This is a genomic window from Gordonibacter pamelaeae (assembly GCF_003340385.1).
Lineage (GTDB): Bacteria > Actinomycetota > Coriobacteriia > Coriobacteriales > Eggerthellaceae > Gordonibacter > Gordonibacter pamelaeae.
The window spans coordinates 157,468-173,641 of record NZ_PPTS01000008.1; the positions used below are offsets into that span (position 1 = coordinate 157,468).

Genomic DNA, 16,174 nt, shown 5'->3' on the forward strand with positions numbered 1-16,174 from the left:
CCCGCTCCGGCCTAGCGGTTCTTCTCGAGCCGGGGCGTCTGCAGCGCCACGTAGGCCAGCAGCCCTCCCATAGCGGCCAGTGTTGCCAAGGTGACGAGGATTCTCTTCATGCCATGCTCCTTCTCGCGGGGGCTCTCTTCGCCTACCACGATACCGCCCCTGCCCTGCGGCAACCTTGCACGTGCCTGTGCTTTCGCTTACGATCGCGTCACGTTGGCGGCCGAGCAGCTGCCAAGACGTTGCAGAACAGTGTCAACTTCTGTATAAAGAGTAGTTTTTCCCTGCGTTGGCTGCCGGGGATGGTACAAATTACGAGGACAGTCAAAAATCTGCTGCCCGAAGGAGCGGTTAGGCAAGCCGCACCCAGCAGACATTGAAAACCGAACTAAGGAGACCTGCTTTAATGCCTGTTGCGTTAAGCCTTTTTCTTGTCCTTTTCTTCCTGCTCATGAACGCTTTCTTCGTCGCCGCCGAGTTCTCGCTCGTGCGGGTGCGCAAGTCCCAAGTGGAGATCCTCGTCGACGAGGACCGCTCCGGCGCCAAGTACACCAAACTCGTGGCCGACAACGTGAACGCCTACCTCTCCGCCTGCCAGCTGGGCATCACGTTGGCCTCGCTCGCCCTGGGCTGGCTGGGCGAGCCCGCCGTCTCCCAGCTCATCGAGGGTCCGCTGCTGGCGATCGGCCTGCCCGAGGCGGCCATCCACGGCATTGCCATCGCCATCGGCTTCGTCGTCATCACCGCGTTGCATATCGTGGTGGGCGAGCTCATACCGAAGTCGCTCGCCATCTTCTCCACGGAGCGCTACGCCCTGTTCACCGCCACGCCGCTCGTGTGGTTCTACCGCATCACGTACCCCATCATGTGGCTGTTCAACAGCATCACGAACGGGGTTATGAAGCTGCTCGGCCACGACATCGCCAACGAGCACGAGGTGTACACCGACGAGGAGATCAAGCTGCTCATCGACGAGAGCACCGAGAGCGGCCTCATCGATCCCGAGCAGAACGAGTACGTGGACAACATCTTCGACCTGGGCGACAAGGACGCCGAGGCCATCATGACGCCGCGCACCAACGTCATCTGCCTCGACCTTGAGGATTCGCTCGAGGAGAACCTGGCGCTCATCATGCAGTACAAGTACACGCGCTATCCCGTGTGCCGCGGCAACAAGGACCGCATCGTCGGCTTCGTGCATGTGAAGGACCTCTACACGCTGCCGCCCGACAGCACGATGGAAGACCTGCGCATCCGCACGATCCAGGCCGTGCCCGAGGGCATTCCCATCGCGAAGCTGCTGCAGATCCTGCAGGCGAAGCACACGAAGATCGCCGTGGTCATCGACGAGCACGGCGGCACGTCGGGCATCGTCACCATGAGCGACATCATGGAGCAGATCGTCGGCCGCATCGACGACGAATACGCGCACGGCGGCTCGGAGGACGTGGTGCGCCTCGACGACGGCAGCTACCTCGTGGACGGCTCCATGGCCATCGACGAGGTGGAGGAGCTCATCGGCTTCGAGCCCGAGGAGGCCTCCGAATGCGAGACGACGGGCGGCCTGCTGCTGTCGCTGTTCGACCGCATTCCCGAAGAGGGCGACTCCGTGACCATCGAGCACGACGACCGCAAGGCCACGTTCACCGTCGTGGACATGGACCGTCACCGCATCGACAAGGTGCGCGTAGTGCTTGAGCAGAAGCCCGAGGCCGAAGGCTCGGAGAAGGACCGCTAAACCCTCACGCCCGTGAATCGCTCGGCGTTCTTCCAGAGCATCTTCTCCAAGTCGCCGTCGGAGAAGCCGAGCGACGTGAACGTGTCGTACTCGCTCGCCGGGTCCCACATGGGGAAGTCGGAGCCGAACATCACGCGGTCGGCGCCCCACAGGCTCACGAGCTCGCGCGTGCGCCGATTGCCCAGGAAGGCTAAGGAGCTGGACACGTCGATGAGCACGTTCTCCTCGTGCAGCACGTCGTAGCCGATCTCGGGGACGGACCAGCCGCCGAAGTGCGCCGCGTCCACCACGAGGTTGGGGAACGTGCGCAGGATGTTCTTGAGCCGGCGCGGATGCGAGAAATCGGTGCGGTAGTCGCCCGTATGCACGATGAGCGGCAGCCGACCCTCGATCATCCCGTAGATGCGCATGAGGCGCGGGTCGTCCATGTTCACCTTCTGGGTGTCGGGATGCAGCTTCATGCCGCGCAGGCCCAGGCCGACGGCGCGCTCGATCTCCGTCTCGGGGTCCTCGAGGTCCTGGTGCATGGCCATGAAGCCGATGAATTCGGGGTGGAGGCGGCATTGTTCGGCGATGAAGTCGTTGATGCTGGCCACGGCGCTGGGTTTGGTGGCCACCGAGTGCACGACGAAGTGCGTGAGGGGCGCCTGCTCCTTCGAGGCCAGCAGATGTGCCGCCGTGCCCTGCCCGTACATGTCCACGAGGTAGAACTCGCCCACGGCGCCGACCGCCCGCTCGGCGATCTTCTCGGGATAGATATGGGCATGCACGTCGATGACGGCCATGGCTGGGCTCCTTGCTCGCTTGGGTAGGCGGTTCGTCACGAACCGCGCGTATGGTTTCGCTGTCGATTGTACTGCATCCCCGCAGCGCCCGCGCCAATCAGTCTCCCCAAACTGTTGGGCTTCGCAACGAAATCCGCTCCCCTCAATTCGTTTCTTCGAATTGCGTGCGTTTTGTGGAGAGGAAGATAAGGCTTGCCCTCTGCATGAAACATGAGTAATATTCAATCTTGCCGCTTTTCCTGTTTGCAGTATACCGGACAGGAGGGGCAGGCGCCAATGTTGCGGGGTGGAGCAGTCTGGTAGCTCGTCGGGCTCATAACCCGAAGGTCGTTGGTTCGAATCCAGCCCCCGCGACCATAAAACACCAGGTCAGAGGCTAAATCCTCTGGCCTTTTTTATTGCCCAAATCAGGCTGTTTTTGGGCTAATTTGGGCTAAAATGCCCTCCTTTGGCCCTTGCCCGAACCTCTACGTCGGCACTTTTTTCCGCCGTCGAAGCGCCCTTCGAGATGAGGTTATGGGCTAATTTTGGGCTAAAATACAATGAAACAATCTGCAACCTGGGGAAACCCCATGAAACGCCAGGGCCATTAGCCCAAAAACGGGCCGATCGGCGATCCAGCGATTCCACATTGCGAACACAAAGTTTCACGTCCTCCTTCTTTCGCGGAGAAATTCTCCCGTGCCCCTCCGATGGGGCGAATAGAACCGAATAGAACTGAAAAACGCCCCTCTCGTTTGCCGCTCACCTGCCCATTCCCAATAATCTAGCCAGGCATCGATTAGGAGATGTCTCTTTTCGGAAAGCACGAAGACAGAGAAATGAGCAGGCATGGAGACAAGAAAGACCGGCAGCACCAACGATCGGCAGGACCTGCTTGCCGAGATGCTCGGCGTCATGGCGCGACTCCGGGCCGCCGAGGAGCCGTCCCCCGCCGATGCCGAGCCGCGCCGCGATGCGGGTTCCAAAGGGCCCGCGGGCGAGGAGTGGCTCTCTGTACAGGCGGCGTGCGACTACGTGCACGTCTCGCGCACGACCATGTACAGGCTCGTCAGGGAGGGCAAGCTACCGTCCCACCGCGTAAGGGGGCGAATCCTGATCTGCAGGGAGACGCTCGACCGGTGCATCAAGGACGGCTTGCTTGCTTAAGCGAACGTCTTAGCGTTTTACAGGATCCGCGACTGCTGCCCCTCGTCCGTTCAGCCGCCTTCCGCCGTTGAATGTACATATGCCCATACGGTCGCGTTCGCTTCAGCAGAAGCGTGTCGGAAAGGAGTGCGTGCATGTCGGACGCTGGAGTGAAGAAGATAAAGGCCAAAGAGGAAGGCGCCGGGAGAAGGCAGGTCGCGGAGATCAAGCTCATCTGCACCGAGAAGGACATCTACACGATAGAAGAGGTCGCCGAGATGCTCCACATCAACAAGCATCTGGCGTACAAGCTGATCAAGCTGCCTGAGGACCCGCTGCCCGCCCGCCAGCTCAGGTTCAGGACGAGGGGCTACCTCGTCACGAGGCGGGAGCTGAACGAGTGGGTGGAGCGCAACGCTCCTCTGCTCGGAAGCCCCGAGAGATAAGGGCGAGGCTGGCCATGGCGGGCGGCGAGGAAGGCTTCATCGTGATCCGGAGGTTCATGATAAAGCAGTTGAAGCTGCAAGGGGTCCCCCTGCTGCTGTACGCAAGGATATACGGCTTCACGGTCGGAGGGGGCGCGGGCTGCTACGAATCCCAGAGGTCCATGGCCGAGAGCCTCGGCGTGAGCGAGAGGGCGATCGGCAAGGCCCTCAGAATCCTCAGGGAGAAGGGGCTGGTCGTCGAGGTCGGCTCGCATCGCCTGCGAAACGGGCGCTCGACCAAGGTCTTCCGCGCCGTGAACCCGCTCAAGGGCGCTGGTGGGACAATCTGTCCCACCGGAACGGACTTCGCCGAACAAAGTTCCGAAGGGCAGCGCCCCCTGCCCGAACGGCCACGACGACGCCCTCCGAATCGAGTTCCGCCAGAGAGTATAGAGATGAAAAACCCCAGGGAGAGGAAAGCCGAGGATGGCTTCGACAGATACAGCTTCTGAGCCAAGCCGCTTCACCGAAGCGCAGCTTGCCGAAATGGGGATGGAGTACCCTCCCCCTCCCGAGGTCCGATGCCTGCATTGCGGGAGGCGGAAGGCCCCTTTCGCCCTTCTGATCGCCGGAAAGGTCGTCTGGATCAGCGGAGGGTGCGGTTGCGACCAGGAGAGGGCGGCGAAGGAAGAGGAGGAGGCCAGGAGGGCTGCCGAGAAAGACCGGCGCTACACGGAAAAGCTCCGCGCGGTCGGCATACCTCCGCGCTACCAGAATGCGGTCATCGACAGCAACGAGGCCGCCATGTTCCTCGCCGACTTTGACTCCCGTCCCGGCAGCGGGCTCTACATCCAAGGCACGTGCGGATCGGGGAAGACGTCCCTTGCCTGCGCGCTGGCGCGCAGGCTCTTCGACGCGAAGAAGCGCGTGCTCGTTACCACGGCGATAGACATGCTCGGGGAGATCCAGCGGACGTTCGACGACTCGAGCCCAACCCTCGACGTCGTGAGGAGGTACGTCGAATGCGACCTCCTCGTCATCGACGACATGGGTAAGGAGAGCGCGGGGGATTGGGCCGTCCGCACCCTGTTCCAGATCCTGAACGCGAGGTATGGGGAGATGCGCTCGACGATCGTCACGAGCGAATACGACCCCCCGAACCTCGGGAGGCGAATGAGCCGGCAGGGGTTCGGCGATCCGGCGACCGCCATCCTGTCCCGCCTGAAGGAGACCTGCACGCGCATCGAGCGTCCCGACGTCGACTTCAGGAGCCTTCCCGGAGGGTATCCGGGAGGCCGAGCGACCAGCGGAACCGAATAGAACCGAGCGCGCCGCCCACCGACCTCGACCGCTCCCGCCCGATGGTTCAATGGGCGCGAACCGTCCTCCCGCCGACGCCGACGGCGCCGATCCGGGGGGCAGCGAAAGGGGGCGAGGTCGTTGGCGCACGCTGCGACGCATATCGGGGCCGACCGGGCCGACGCATCCGTCCAGGAATCCTTGGCGGCGAAATGCCAGAAGAACGGCTGGCTGAGAGCCGGCGGATACGCCTGGCAAGACGACCCCTACCTCGAAGACTATCCTTACGACATCCGCGAAGCATCCTCGATGGAGGAGCTTCGCTCTTTTTTCCGGCGCGGAAACTGGGCGATACGGCAGGGCGTGGTCTACCGCGATCTGGCCTTCGTCCAGCAGGTCGACGGCGGCGACGAGTGGTGGACCCTCAAGAAGATCGGCGACGAGGGCGAGCCCGGCGATTGGCTGGCGTTCGAGAACTGCTCGTTCGGCGGCCTGAGCCGGGACCGGCACGGCTTCAACGATCTCATCGTGGGCATGAGCGCGGCTTCCGCGAGCGAATGCGAGAGGCTCGAATACAGGCTTCCCATGCTCGACGAGCCCTGGAGCCTCATGACCGCCTGCTCCGAGAACCGGGCGGGCGATCAGGTTGAATGCAAGATCCTCGAGAGCCGTTGCGGCGACTACGCGGTGAAGGCGTACGAGCGCCCGAGCTTCGACGGCGCGATGCTCGAGATATCCGACCGCGCCTCCCGCGCCCTCGTGTTCCATGACGGGGCATGCGACAGCATCGTCTCCGCTTCGGGCAGAGCCCGCGATGCATTGTCCTCCCTGATTGAGGGGTCGCGGGAAAGCGATGGAAGATCGAGGTCGGAGGCGGCGAGAAGCAGGCTCAGGAGCCTCAGAGACGCTTCGTCGGAAGCCCGCGAATCGTCGTCGGCGATCAACCCCCCTTCAAACGCAACGGGAAGAAACGGCAAAGCACGTTCCTAGCAAGGCATCCGATGCCGCTGGAGCGTGCTTTGTCGTTTTGCGAAGTGGGACAGATTGTCCCAGCGAGAAACGGAGGTAGAACCGATGGCCACTGATTTCGGGGACGAGAGCGGCGAGAAGCTGTTCGACTGGGTGCTGAGGATCGGCCAGGACGCAAGCGAGCAGGCGATGCTCGCGAGCGCCGAGAAGCTGAAGAACGCATTGCGAAACGCCCGCGGGGAGATAAGGGGAAAGGGCCCGGAGGATGCCGCGGAGCAGCCTTCCGAGTGGGCGAAGCTCAGCATGGAGCAGTTCGCATCCCTCCCCGAATACCGGAGCATCAAGGAGATCATCGACGGGAAGCTCTCGGGCGAGGGCATCGAGCACGCCTTCTTCGAGGACAAAGGGAAGGAGCACCTTCTCTTCAAGGTGGAGGACGCCCCTAGCGTCTCCCGCACGTTCGGCGATCTGGAGAAGCAGGCGGACATCGCCCTCGACAGGGCGCTCGAGGAGCGCGGAAAGACCCGCGAGCAGATAAGGGACGCCCAGCCGCTCGAGGAGCGCGCGGCATCCGCCCGCGAGAGCGCGAAGGCGATAGAGGCGGCGCGCGGCAAGGCCCATGAGGTCGAGATCGCGGCGGTGAGGTCCAAATGAGCCCTTCCCTCATCACGGCCCTGATGGCGACGCCGATCGCGTTCGCGGCCGGGAACCTCTACGCGTCGAACCTGACGTCGCTTCCAGGAGAGCCGATCGCGAACCTGGCGACCGCCGCCGTCACGCTGCCGGGCTTCGTCGCGAAAGGCGGCGGTTTCACCGGAGAGCCTGCGGGAATCTGCGTCGGCGTCCTGCTCGTCTGCGCGGTGTGGATCGCCTGGTCGTACCGCCTGACGGCCAAGGGGACCAGGAACGGCGAGGAGCACGGCAGCGCCCGCTGGGCGACCAGGGCCGAGATGAGGGCGTTCGGGGACGCGAAAGCGCCCGACAACAACATCATCCTCACGAAGAACGCGCGGATCGCGCTCGACCGCGGGAGGTTCGACCTCAAGACCGACCGCAACCACAACGTCGTGGTCGTGGGCGGCTCGGGCTCCGGCAAGACGCGCTACTACGTGAAGCCCAACCTCATGCAGCTCAACTCCAGCTACTTCGTGACAGACCCCAAGGGGACCCTCATCGGCGAGACGGGGCATCTCTTCGCGGAGGCGGGATACGAGATCCGCTCCTTCAACACCATCGACTTCGCCGAATCGAACCGCTACAACCCGCTTCGCTACGTGAGGAGCGAGGCCGACGTCCTCACCTTCGTCGAATGCCTCATCAAGAACACCACAGGCGACAAGGACCATGCCGGAGACCCGTTCTGGGAGAACGCGGAGCGCCTGCTCTACACCGCGCTCGTCTCCTACCTGCTCGCGCACTGCCCCGAGGAGGACCGCAACCTCCCCGGGCTGCTCGTCCTGCTCGGGCTCGCGGAGGCGAAGGAGGAGGACGAATCGTACATGAGCCCGCTCGACATCCTCTTCGCCGAGCTCGAGACGGGAAAGAAGCTCGTGAAGACCGGCGAGGCAGCCGAGGGGGACTTCGAGAGCAGGGCGTTCTCGAGCGGTGCCGGAGGGTTTACGTGGGTGAGGACCGGCGAGCCGGTGCCGCCCGAGGACGACTTCTCGCTGTCGAACTACAAGGCGTTCAAGACCGCCGCAGGCAAGACGCTCAAGTCGATCATCATCAGCTGCAACGTGCGCCTGAAGCCCCTTTCCATCAAGGAGGTCTCGAAGCTCCTCGAGCGCGACGAGATGGGCCTCGACGAGCTCGGCGAGGAGGGCAAGAGGACGGTCGTCTTCGCGAGCATGCCGGACACCAACTCGACCTTCGACTTCCTCTTCGCGATCCTCATGTGGCAGACGCTCGACGTGCTCTGCAACGTCGCGCTGAGGCGGCATGCGGGCCATCTCCCCACGCACGTCCACTTCATCCTGGACGAGTTCGCCAACATCGGCCACGTCCCGGACTTCGAGCGGACCATCGCGGTCGTGCGCAGCCGCAACATATCCTGCTCGATCATCCTGCAGTCCCTCGCCCAGCTCAAGAGCCGCTACAAGGACGACGCGCAGACCATCCAGGACTGCTGCGACACGACGCTCTTCCTCGGCGGGAAGTCGGGCGAGACCAACAAGGAGATCTCGGAGGCGGTCGGAAAGCAGACCGTCTCCACGATCACCTTCAACGACTCCCGCGGCTCCAACTCGAGCCGGACCCGCAACTACAACAGGCAGGAGCGCGACCTCATCCAACCGTCCGAGGTCGGAAGGCTTCCCAGGGACGAGGCGATCGTGCTCATCACGGGAGCCTTCCCGTTCAAGGACAAGAAGTACCCGCTCGAGCGGCATCCCCGTTACAGGCATATCGATCCCGGCCGTCCAGAGGCAAGGCATGCCGAGCGGTTCGGCTTCGCGTCCTATCGGATACGTCAAAAGGAGGAGGCATGAGGGAAAGAAGAGCCTAGGGGCGGCGGCGCCCGGAGACCCGGCCCATGCGCGGGCGACCGCGCATGGGGCCGCCGCCCGCATGCGCCTCTCGGGATCGACCAGGGCACATCGCCGCGATCGCGGCGAGAAGAAGAAAGGAAACCATGATGCTAACCCAGATAATCACGCTCGTATCGGGCTGCGTTACCTTCCTCGGCGGGTTCCTCGTCGTGTGGGGCGCGGTCTCGCTCGGCCTCGCCATCCGCGAGCAGCAGGGAGGCTCCCAGATCGCGAGCGCCATCTCGACCATCGCGGGCGGCGCGATCATCATCGCGGCCGCCGTCTACTTCGGCATGCTCGACACATCCTGGCTCCCAGCGTAGGTGGTCGGCATGTCATTGCAGATACCGATTCAGAAGGACATCGGCGAGTACCAGGAGAAGATCGTCGGCAAGATGAGCCTGCGCACGCTCGCGTGCGTGTCCCTCGGCTTCGCGTCCGCCATCGCGGCGGCGGCGATCGTCTACTTCGGGCTCGGAATCGAGGTCGGCAACGCGACGCTTCCCGTCATGGCAGCGGCGCTGCCGTTCTGGCTCGCCGGGTTCTGGCGCCCCTTCGGGATGAAGCTGGAGGAGTTCCTCCCCCTTCTCTGGGAGCACTCCATGAACAGCCAGACGATGCTCTACGACACCGGCGACGCGCTCGCCGGCTGCACATACACGGGCCCCGTCGCAGGAAAGCCCTCCCGCAAGGCGCGCCGCAGGGCCAAGAGGAAGGGGGCCGAGGTCCATGGCCCAGAACAGTTCTAGGAAAAAGGCGCCCGCCAGGAAGTCGAGCCTCATGGGGCTCCTTCTCGGCGGCAGGAAGGCGACGGGCGCCGAGGCGAAGGCCCGCGAGGAGAAGGCCAGGCGCACGTCCAAGGCCCGCAACTCCGCGAAGCGCCAGCTCGACTACATCGGATACGACGCCATGTACAAAAACGGCATCGCCCAGGTGGAGGAAGGGCTCTTCAGCCAGACGGTCGAGTTCTCCGACATCAGCTACCAATCGGCGCGAAGGGACGCCCAGGAGAACATCTTCTCCGTCCTCTCGAGCCTCTACAACTACTTCAACGCGGACGCCTCGGTGCAGCTCTCGATCGCCAACACGCCCATCCCCGCCGACGTGATCGGGTCCAAGCGCTTCTTCCGCCACGTCGCCGACGTCGACGACGGGCTCGTGGACGAGTACAACCGGATCCTCAACGACAAGCTGCGCGAGGGCGTGTCCAACCTCGAGCGCCACCGCTACCTCACCTACATGGTCGGCGCCGACGACGTGGATGCGGCGACGCCGAAGCTCGCCCGCATCCGCGCGGACGTGTGCCAGACGCTCGCGCGCATCCGGTGCGACGCGCGCCCGATCGACGGCGAGGAGCGCCTGCGCGCGATGGACTCCATCGTCCGCCCCAAGAAGCGCTTCGAGTTCAGCTGGGACAAACTGTCCCAGTTCCGCGGCCTGCGCACGAAGAACCTCATCGCCCCGAACCTCATGGACTTCGCGCCCGAGGGACGGGCGGACTGCTTCGAGTCCGACGGGGTGTTCGGGAGCGTGCTGGCCATACGCGACTTCGGGAGCATGCTCGAGGACTACTACCTCGCGAACATCATCGACCTGCCCATCCCGCTCGTCGTGACGCTGCACATCCAGCCCATCGCGCAAAGCGACGCGCTCGCGATGGTGAAGCGCCAGCTCGACTGGATGGACAAGGAGATCATCGACGAGCAGATGGCGGCGGTGAAGAAGGGCTACGACTACTCGATCCTCCCGCCCGAGCTGCGCTACTCGAAGGAGGAGGCGGAGGAGCTGCTCGACTTCCTGCGCAACAAGAACGAGCGCCTCTTCGTCTACACCGGGCTCGTCTACACCTACGCCGACAGCCTGGAGGAGCTCGACCGCCAGGTGGAGCAGGTGGTCTCCGTGGCCCAGGGGAACTCCCTCGGGATCGTCGGGCTCGACTACCGCCAGAAGCACGCGCTCAACTCCATGCTCCCCTTGGGGCGCAACCACGTGAACGTCTCCAGGCACCTCACCACAGGCCAGATCGCGATGCAGATGCCCTTCGCCTCCCAGGAGCTCAACCAGGAAGGCGGCGGCTACTACGGCCAGTCCAAGCAGTCGGGCAACCTCGTCATCTGCAACCGCAAACGGCTCGCGAGCCCCATGGGGTTCGTCTGCGGCAAGCCCGGCTCGGGCAAGTCGTTCAGCGTCAAGCGCGAGATCCTGAACACGGTGCTCGCCTTCCCCGAAGACGAGGTCGTCATCTTCGACCCCGCCGGCGAGTACTCCACCCTCGTCGGAAGCTGCAATGGCCAGAACATCCGCCTCGCGCCCGACTCGGACACGTCCATGAACCCCTTCGACCTCACGGACGTCGAAGGCAAGGCGGACGCCGCCCAGATGGCCTTCAAGATCGACGCGTTCCTGGCCCTCTCCTCCGCCATGATGGCGGAGGGCGCAGAGGGGCTCCCCGAAGCGGACAAGTCCATCATCACGCGCTGCGTCGAGGCCGCCTACGCCCAGGCGGGAGACCGCATCCCGACCCTCGAGGACTTCTACCGCGTGCTCGTCGAGCAGCCCGAACGGGAGGCGCGCGACATCGCGCTTCGCTACGAGCGCTTCGTGAAGGGGGCGCTCTCGTTCTTCAACCGCCAGAGCAACGTGGCATTCAAGAACCGCGTCACCAACGTCGATCTGCACGACCTCTCCAGCAACATGCGCGTCTTCGGCATGCTCACCGCGCTCGAGGCGGTGCGAAACCGCATGTACGAGAACTTCGAGCGGGGCGTCACCACCTGGCTCTACATCGACGAGGTGCAGAGCCTCTTCGGGCATCCCGCCATCATCGAGTACTTCTCCAAGTTCTGGGCCGAGGGGCGCAAGTTCAACCTCATCTGCACCGGAATCACGCAGAACTCGACCTACATGCTCACGCACGAGTCCGCCCGCAACATGGTCCTGAACTCGGATTTCTGCCTGCTGCACAAGCAGTCCGCGCTCGACCGCAAGAGCTGGGTGGACCTGCTCACCCTCTCCGACACCGAGGCGGGCTACATAGACGATTCCATCAAGGCCGGCGAGGGCCTGCTCGTCGCGGGCGGCGCGCGCGTGCCGATCATGGACGACTTCCCGAAGGGCGCGCTCTACGACCTGTTCAACACCAAGCCCGACGAGATCGCCGAGCTCAAGCGCAAGGCCGTCTTCGAGGCGAACAGGCGGGCGAGCTCCGGGTCTCGGGATGCGGATGGCGAGGAGGGCCCTGAGCGATGAGCGGCCAGGGCCAGACATACCAGGATGCCGGGATGCGCGAGCTCGTGGCGGCCGAGAAGGAGACGGTCCTCAACTCGGGGACGGTCAAATCCGCCGACGACCAGGCGCTCTCGACGCTCGCGGAAAGGTCCACGGCGGCACGGGAGGCAAGCCCGCTCGCCGCCGCAAAAGCAGGACGCGTCCCGAGGGGCGCATCGAGGGGACGCGCGCGATCCCGCGGAGCCGCCGAAGGATCGGCCGTTTCGGATCAGACCGCCGCGCAACCCGGGCGCCTCGGCGGGCATCGCGCCCCGATCGGAGCGAAGGCGGCGATCGGGAACGCGGCGGTGGACGAGCTCGACGACACCGAGGAATTCTCGGGAGCCGCCGGCGTCCGCGACAAGGCCGTCCTGGCCAAGCGCCTCTCGGCAAAGGCCCGCGGAGCGGGCAAGGCGAACGGTCCCGTCCGGCAGGCGGGATCCGGCAAGCGCCCCGGCGCGTCCTCCAAGAAGGCGTCGCGCGCCGCGGGGTCCGCCAAGGGGAAGGGCGCGGCCAAGGGCGCAAGCGCCTCGGCCGTCCGCGCCCAGGCTGCCGTCCAGGCGAAGACGGCCGAGGCTGCAGGCGGCGCCAAGGCGGCGGCAGCAGCGAAGAGCACATCGGCGAAGGCGATAGGCGGCGCCATCGCGAGCGCAGCCGCCCCCTTGGGAGGCGTCTTCGCGGGAGTGCTCGCGTTCATCCTCGTCGCGCTCGCCGCAAGCCAGCTCGTCGCGGCGCTGTTCGGCTTCTGGCAGAACGAGGCGGCGAAGCAGAGCCTCGCGGGCCTTCCCCCCTACATTACCTACGAGATGGTGGAGGAGGCAATCGAGTGCCAGGAGGACTACGGGCATCCGGCGGGCTGCACGATAGCCCAGATCATCTGCGAATCGGGCCAGGGCGACCACATGAGCCGGCTCGCGGAGCGCGACCACAACCTCTTCGGGATGAAATGGTCCTCGTCGTTCGCCGCCTGCCCAGAGGTGACCGGCAAGTCGGCCTGGGCGACCAACGAGGAGTACGGGGGCGAGGCGGTGGCGATCACGGCGTACTTCACCTCGTTCACCTCGGATGTGGACTGCATCCGCTTCAGGAGCCGCGTCTTCCTGCAGGCGGGCCACTACGCGAACAACCCGCTCATCCGCGAGGCGATCGAGAAACGCGACTCGGACAAGATGGCCGAAGGCCTCAAGGACGCGGGATGGGCGACGAGCTCGTCCTACGTCGAGAGCCTCAAGTCGGCCATGGACGCCTACGGCCTGCGCCGCTTCGACGGCATGAGCCTGGAGGAGTTCCGGAGCCTGGACCAGGCGAGGTCGACCGTGGTCGCGGCGGCGCGCAGCCAGCTCGGCGTGCCCTACGTCTGGGGCGGGACCACGCCCGGCGTCGGGCTCGACTGCTCGGGGCTCACCCAGTACTGCTACGCCCAGGCGGGGATCTCCATCCCGCGAAACTCCGAGGACCAGGCCGCGTTCGGCACCAAGGTCCCCGTCTCGCTCGCGGAGCCCGGGGACATCCTGTGGCGCCCGGGGCACGTCGCCATCTTCATCGGGGACGACAAGTACATCCACGAGCCCTACTCGGGCGAGGTCTGCAGGGAAGCGTCGGGCGTCGGCTACTTCACCGCGGCGATCAAGGTCATCGGATAGGAGGAGGAAAGAATGGATAGGAAAACGAAGATCATCGCCGTCTTGGCGGCAGGGGCGCTGGCGATCCTCGTCGGATCGAGCGTAGCGCGCTGCACGCTCGCGCAGGACGGCGGCGAGGCGGGGCCCGATCCCGTTTCGCAGGAGCAGGCGAGCCCGCAGGAGGCCGGGCGAGGCGACGAGGAAGAGGATGCCGGAGCCGCCGGCGGCGCGCCCAAGGGCTTCTCCGCGCTAGCCGGATCGTCCTGGACGAGCGAGGACGGCGGGTCCTCGCTGTCCATCACCCCGACGAACCTCGTCGTGACGTCCCCGGAGGGCACGACGGTTCTCTACTACGCGCTCGACGAGGAGTCCTCCGCGGACGGGAGCCTCTCCGCGACGCTCTCCGTCTCCCAAACCGTAAACGGCCCGCAGCAGCTCGCGGTGCTCTTCGTCACCAGCGGCCCAGACGGTTCCCAGAGGATCGTATGCGACGAGCTGGGCGGCGCCTTCGTGCGCGATGTCGCCGAGGAAGCGCACGTGTCGATCGGGAACCCGGACGAGGCGCTGTTCGACGCGTTCGGGCACACCCGCGACGAGTTCGAGGCGGTCCTCGGCGAGTTCGCGAAGGGGGCATCCCCCCATGCGACCAAGGCGACCTGGGACGGCGAGGTCTGGCTCGACTTCAACGCGGGCACCAAGCTCACGAACTTCACCCTCGACGACGCGGCGAACACCCCCGTCACCGTGGTCGACGACGGGTCCGGGGAGCTGACGTTCCGATGATCGCGCGCATCGAGGCAAAGCAGGGCGGCAGGGAGCGCTTCGCGAGGGCGTCCCTGCTCTCCTTCATCGTCTGCGCGGCGATCTTCCTGCCGGCGCGGCCCGCCTGGGCGAGCATCGCCGACGACATCAACGGGTGGCTCTGCGGCGTGCTGCGCGACTGCTGCAACTGGATTTTCTCCCAGCAGGCGAACGTCCTGGAGTCGATCGGCTACGAGGGGATCCTGGGAGCCGACTTCGGCAGCATGCTCACGACGGCGGGCGGGACCTCCATGTACGACATCGTGCACGCCGTGTGGCAGGTCGCGATCCTGCCCATCGGCTGCGGGGTGCTCTCGCTCGTGTTCACCATCAAGCTCATCCAGATCTCCCAGCGCATGGACGGCAGCCAGTCGCTGCCGGGCGTGAAGGAGGTGGTGTTCCTGCTCGTGTTCTTCGCCGTGTTCCTCTTTCTGATCCAGAACAGCTTCGAGCTCATGCAGGCGATCTACGAGGTGGTGGGGCTGGCGATAGACAGGACGATCGCGCTGTTCGGCACGGGGGGCGCGCTCGACCTAGGCGAGGTCTCCATCGTCACGGGGGACGACGACCTGCCCTCGCTCATCGCGATGCTCCTCGTCTCGCTCGTCAGCTGGCTCGTCGTGCTGGTGGCCTACATCGTGAGTCTTGTGGTCTGCTGGGCGCGGGCCCTGCAGCTCTACATCATGGCGGCCTTCAGCCCGATACCGCTGTCCCTCATGGCACTCGACGACACGCGCCAGATCGGCGTCGGCTACATCAAGAACTTCGCCGCGGTCTGCATCGCGGGGCTGATCATCCTCATCCTGCTCGTCTCGTTCCCCCTCATCCTGGGCGGGCTCGTCGCCGTCAACCCCGGCACGGGGACGCCGATGGACAGCATCGCGAACGGCCTCACCTACGCGCTCCAGTACCTGGCCATGTGCGTCCTGCTCATCCTCTCGCTCGTGAAGAGCGGCACGTGGGCCCGCGACATCGTGAGCGGGTTCTGACCATGGAAGCGCGCAGGCACACCTCGTCCCTCGGGATGAGACCCTGCGGGCCTTGCCGCCGGCCCGGGCCCGGTCAACAAAGAGAAGGGCCGGCGCCATCCCGATACCAAGGAAAGGAGAAGAGACGATGGCCGAAGAGAAGAAGAACACCTACATCACCCTGCACAGGAACTTCGTCAAGGCCGATATCGAGTACACCGACCCCAAGAGCGGCGAGAAGAGGACCTTCAACTCCGTGACGCTGCCGAAGGGGACGGTGATCGAAGGGCACGACGTGAGCTACTACCAGTTCTCGCCCATGTTCGTGAACCCCTCGAAGTACCGAGGCGAGAACTTCGTCGACATACCGCTTCTGACGAACAGGGAGGTCTGGCTGCAGCGCTCCATCCTCGACGCCGAGGGCAATCCCGTCATAGACGAGCGGACGGGGCGTGCGGCGAAGGACACGGTCAAGGTCATGCCGGCGCAGCTCAAGACCGCCCTCGACGAGGCCCGCAGGGAGTACCTCGCGCTGCGCGAATCCAGGGAGCAATCGCTCAGCTCGCGCGCCGAGCATGCCCTCGGAGAGGGCGCTTCCGCCCTCTCCGAGGGCAAAGCCCCTTTTGAGAAACCAGCACGATAGGAGGTGC

At 64.9% G+C, this 16,174-nt stretch carries 16 protein-coding genes and 1 tRNA gene; 16 read left to right on the forward strand and 1 reads right to left on the reverse strand.

Translation table 11 applies throughout. The features are described 5' to 3' along the window. The first annotated feature begins 403 nt into the window (after positions 1-403). Positions 404-1,735 carry a hemolysin family protein gene (locus C1877_RS13000; RefSeq protein WP_041239605.1) on the forward strand — a complete coding sequence of 444 codons (1,332 nt, stop codon included), beginning with the start codon at positions 404-406 and terminating at the stop codon, positions 1,733-1,735. On the opposite strand, the gene C1877_RS13005 is transcribed toward C1877_RS13000, so the two are convergent. Beyond that, entirely contained in the window at positions 1,732-2,520 is a 789-nt protein-coding gene (locus C1877_RS13005) for an amidohydrolase family protein (RefSeq protein WP_015540101.1), read from the reverse strand. The genes C1877_RS13000 and C1877_RS13005 overlap by 4 nt on opposite strands. Before the next feature lie 280 nt (positions 2,521-2,800). On the opposite strand from C1877_RS13005, the gene C1877_RS13010 reads away from it, so the two are divergent. The 15 genes from C1877_RS13010 (at position 2,801) to C1877_RS13080 (ending at position 16,167) form a co-directional block, all read left to right on the forward strand. Further along, a tRNA-Met gene (locus tag C1877_RS13010) sits at positions 2,801-2,877 on the forward strand. Positions 2,878-3,351: 474 nt separating this feature from the next. After that, a complete protein-coding gene (locus C1877_RS13015) occupies positions 3,352-3,669 on the forward strand; it encodes a helix-turn-helix domain-containing protein (protein ID WP_103265163.1) in 318 nt (105 codons plus the stop codon). Positions 3,670-3,803: 134 nt separating this feature from the next. Continuing rightward, on the forward strand, positions 3,804-4,094 hold the full coding sequence (locus tag C1877_RS13020; protein WP_157938949.1) for a helix-turn-helix domain-containing protein: 291 nt from the start codon (positions 3,804-3,806) through the stop codon (positions 4,092-4,094). A gap of 14 nt (positions 4,095-4,108) precedes the next feature. Continuing rightward, entirely contained in the window at positions 4,109-4,585 is a 477-nt protein-coding gene (locus tag C1877_RS13025) for a helix-turn-helix domain-containing protein (RefSeq protein ID WP_103265161.1), read from the forward strand. Continuing rightward, a complete protein-coding gene (locus C1877_RS13030) occupies positions 4,560-5,393 on the forward strand; it encodes an ATP-binding protein (RefSeq protein ID WP_103265160.1) in 834 nt (277 codons plus the stop codon). Before C1877_RS13025 ends, C1877_RS13030 begins: the two co-directional genes overlap by 26 nt. 120 nt (positions 5,394-5,513) lie before the next feature. Then, entirely contained in the window at positions 5,514-6,362 is an 849-nt protein-coding gene (locus tag C1877_RS13035; RefSeq protein ID WP_114569361.1) for a hypothetical protein, read from the forward strand. Positions 6,363-6,446: 84 nt separating this feature from the next. Further along, complete coding sequence (locus C1877_RS13040; protein ID WP_114569362.1) at positions 6,447-6,995, forward strand: hypothetical protein; 549 nt, start codon at positions 6,447-6,449, stop codon at positions 6,993-6,995. Then, entirely contained in the window at positions 6,992-8,827 is a 1,836-nt protein-coding gene (locus C1877_RS13045) for a VirD4-like conjugal transfer protein, CD1115 family (RefSeq protein WP_114569363.1), read from the forward strand. Before C1877_RS13040 ends, C1877_RS13045 begins: the two co-directional genes overlap by 4 nt. A 146-nt stretch (positions 8,828-8,973) precedes the next feature. Further along, the gene (locus C1877_RS13050) at positions 8,974-9,189 is read left to right on the forward strand and encodes a hypothetical protein (protein WP_103265156.1); all 216 of its coding nucleotides are present in this window, start codon (positions 8,974-8,976) and stop codon (positions 9,187-9,189) included. Positions 9,190-9,198: 9 nt separating this feature from the next. Then, positions 9,199-9,615, forward strand: coding sequence for a PrgI family protein (locus C1877_RS13055; RefSeq protein WP_114569364.1), 417 nt, complete (start codon positions 9,199-9,201; stop codon positions 9,613-9,615). 31 nt (positions 9,616-9,646) lie between these two features. Beyond that, positions 9,647-12,115 (forward strand): VirB4-like conjugal transfer ATPase, CD1110 family, encoded by a 2,469-nt coding sequence (locus C1877_RS13060; RefSeq protein ID WP_220149918.1) that lies wholly within the window; start codon positions 9,647-9,649, stop codon positions 12,113-12,115. Beyond that, complete coding sequence (locus C1877_RS13065) at positions 12,112-13,776, forward strand: NlpC/P60 family protein (protein ID WP_227153583.1); 1,665 nt, start codon at positions 12,112-12,114, stop codon at positions 13,774-13,776. The genes C1877_RS13060 and C1877_RS13065 overlap by 4 nt, the downstream gene beginning before the upstream one ends. Positions 13,777-13,788: 12 nt before the next feature. After that, entirely contained in the window at positions 13,789-14,538 is a 750-nt protein-coding gene (locus tag C1877_RS13070) for a hypothetical protein (RefSeq protein ID WP_114569366.1), read from the forward strand. After that, positions 14,535-15,545: a VirB6/TrbL-like conjugal transfer protein, CD1112 family gene (locus C1877_RS13075; protein WP_181813855.1), complete on the forward strand. Its 1,011-nt coding sequence runs from the start codon at positions 14,535-14,537 to the stop codon at positions 15,543-15,545. Before C1877_RS13070 ends, C1877_RS13075 begins: the two co-directional genes overlap by 4 nt. Before the next feature lie 127 nt (positions 15,546-15,672). After that, positions 15,673-16,167, forward strand: a complete 495-nt coding sequence (locus C1877_RS13080) for a DNA gyrase (protein ID WP_114569367.1) — start codon at positions 15,673-15,675, stop codon at positions 16,165-16,167. The last annotated feature ends 7 nt before the right edge of the window (positions 16,168-16,174 follow it).

Coding starts and splice junctions, on each gene's coding strand:
- C1877_RS13000 (WP_041239605.1), top strand. CDS start 404: ATGCCTGTTGCGTTAAGCCTTTTTCTTGTCCTTTTCTTCCTGCTCATG.
- C1877_RS13005 (WP_015540101.1), bottom strand. CDS start 2,520: ATGGCCGTCATCGACGTGCATGCCCATATCTATCCCGAGAAGATCGCC.
- C1877_RS13015 (WP_103265163.1), top strand. CDS start 3,352: ATGGAGACAAGAAAGACCGGCAGCACCAACGATCGGCAGGACCTGCTT.
- C1877_RS13020 (WP_157938949.1), top strand. CDS start 3,804: ATGTCGGACGCTGGAGTGAAGAAGATAAAGGCCAAAGAGGAAGGCGCC.
- C1877_RS13025 (WP_103265161.1), top strand. CDS start 4,109: ATGGCGGGCGGCGAGGAAGGCTTCATCGTGATCCGGAGGTTCATGATA.
- C1877_RS13030 (WP_103265160.1), top strand. CDS start 4,560: ATGGCTTCGACAGATACAGCTTCTGAGCCAAGCCGCTTCACCGAAGCG.
- C1877_RS13040 (WP_114569362.1), top strand. CDS start 6,447: ATGGCCACTGATTTCGGGGACGAGAGCGGCGAGAAGCTGTTCGACTGG.
- C1877_RS13045 (WP_114569363.1), top strand. CDS start 6,992: ATGAGCCCTTCCCTCATCACGGCCCTGATGGCGACGCCGATCGCGTTC.
- C1877_RS13050 (WP_103265156.1), top strand. CDS start 8,974: ATGCTAACCCAGATAATCACGCTCGTATCGGGCTGCGTTACCTTCCTC.
- C1877_RS13055 (WP_114569364.1), top strand. CDS start 9,199: ATGTCATTGCAGATACCGATTCAGAAGGACATCGGCGAGTACCAGGAG.
- C1877_RS13060 (WP_220149918.1), top strand. CDS start 9,647: ATGGGGCTCCTTCTCGGCGGCAGGAAGGCGACGGGCGCCGAGGCGAAG.
- C1877_RS13065 (WP_227153583.1), top strand. CDS start 12,112: ATGAGCGGCCAGGGCCAGACATACCAGGATGCCGGGATGCGCGAGCTC.
- C1877_RS13070 (WP_114569366.1), top strand. CDS start 13,789: ATGGATAGGAAAACGAAGATCATCGCCGTCTTGGCGGCAGGGGCGCTG.
- C1877_RS13075 (WP_181813855.1), top strand. CDS start 14,535: ATGATCGCGCGCATCGAGGCAAAGCAGGGCGGCAGGGAGCGCTTCGCG.
- C1877_RS13080 (WP_114569367.1), top strand. CDS start 15,673: ATGGCCGAAGAGAAGAAGAACACCTACATCACCCTGCACAGGAACTTC.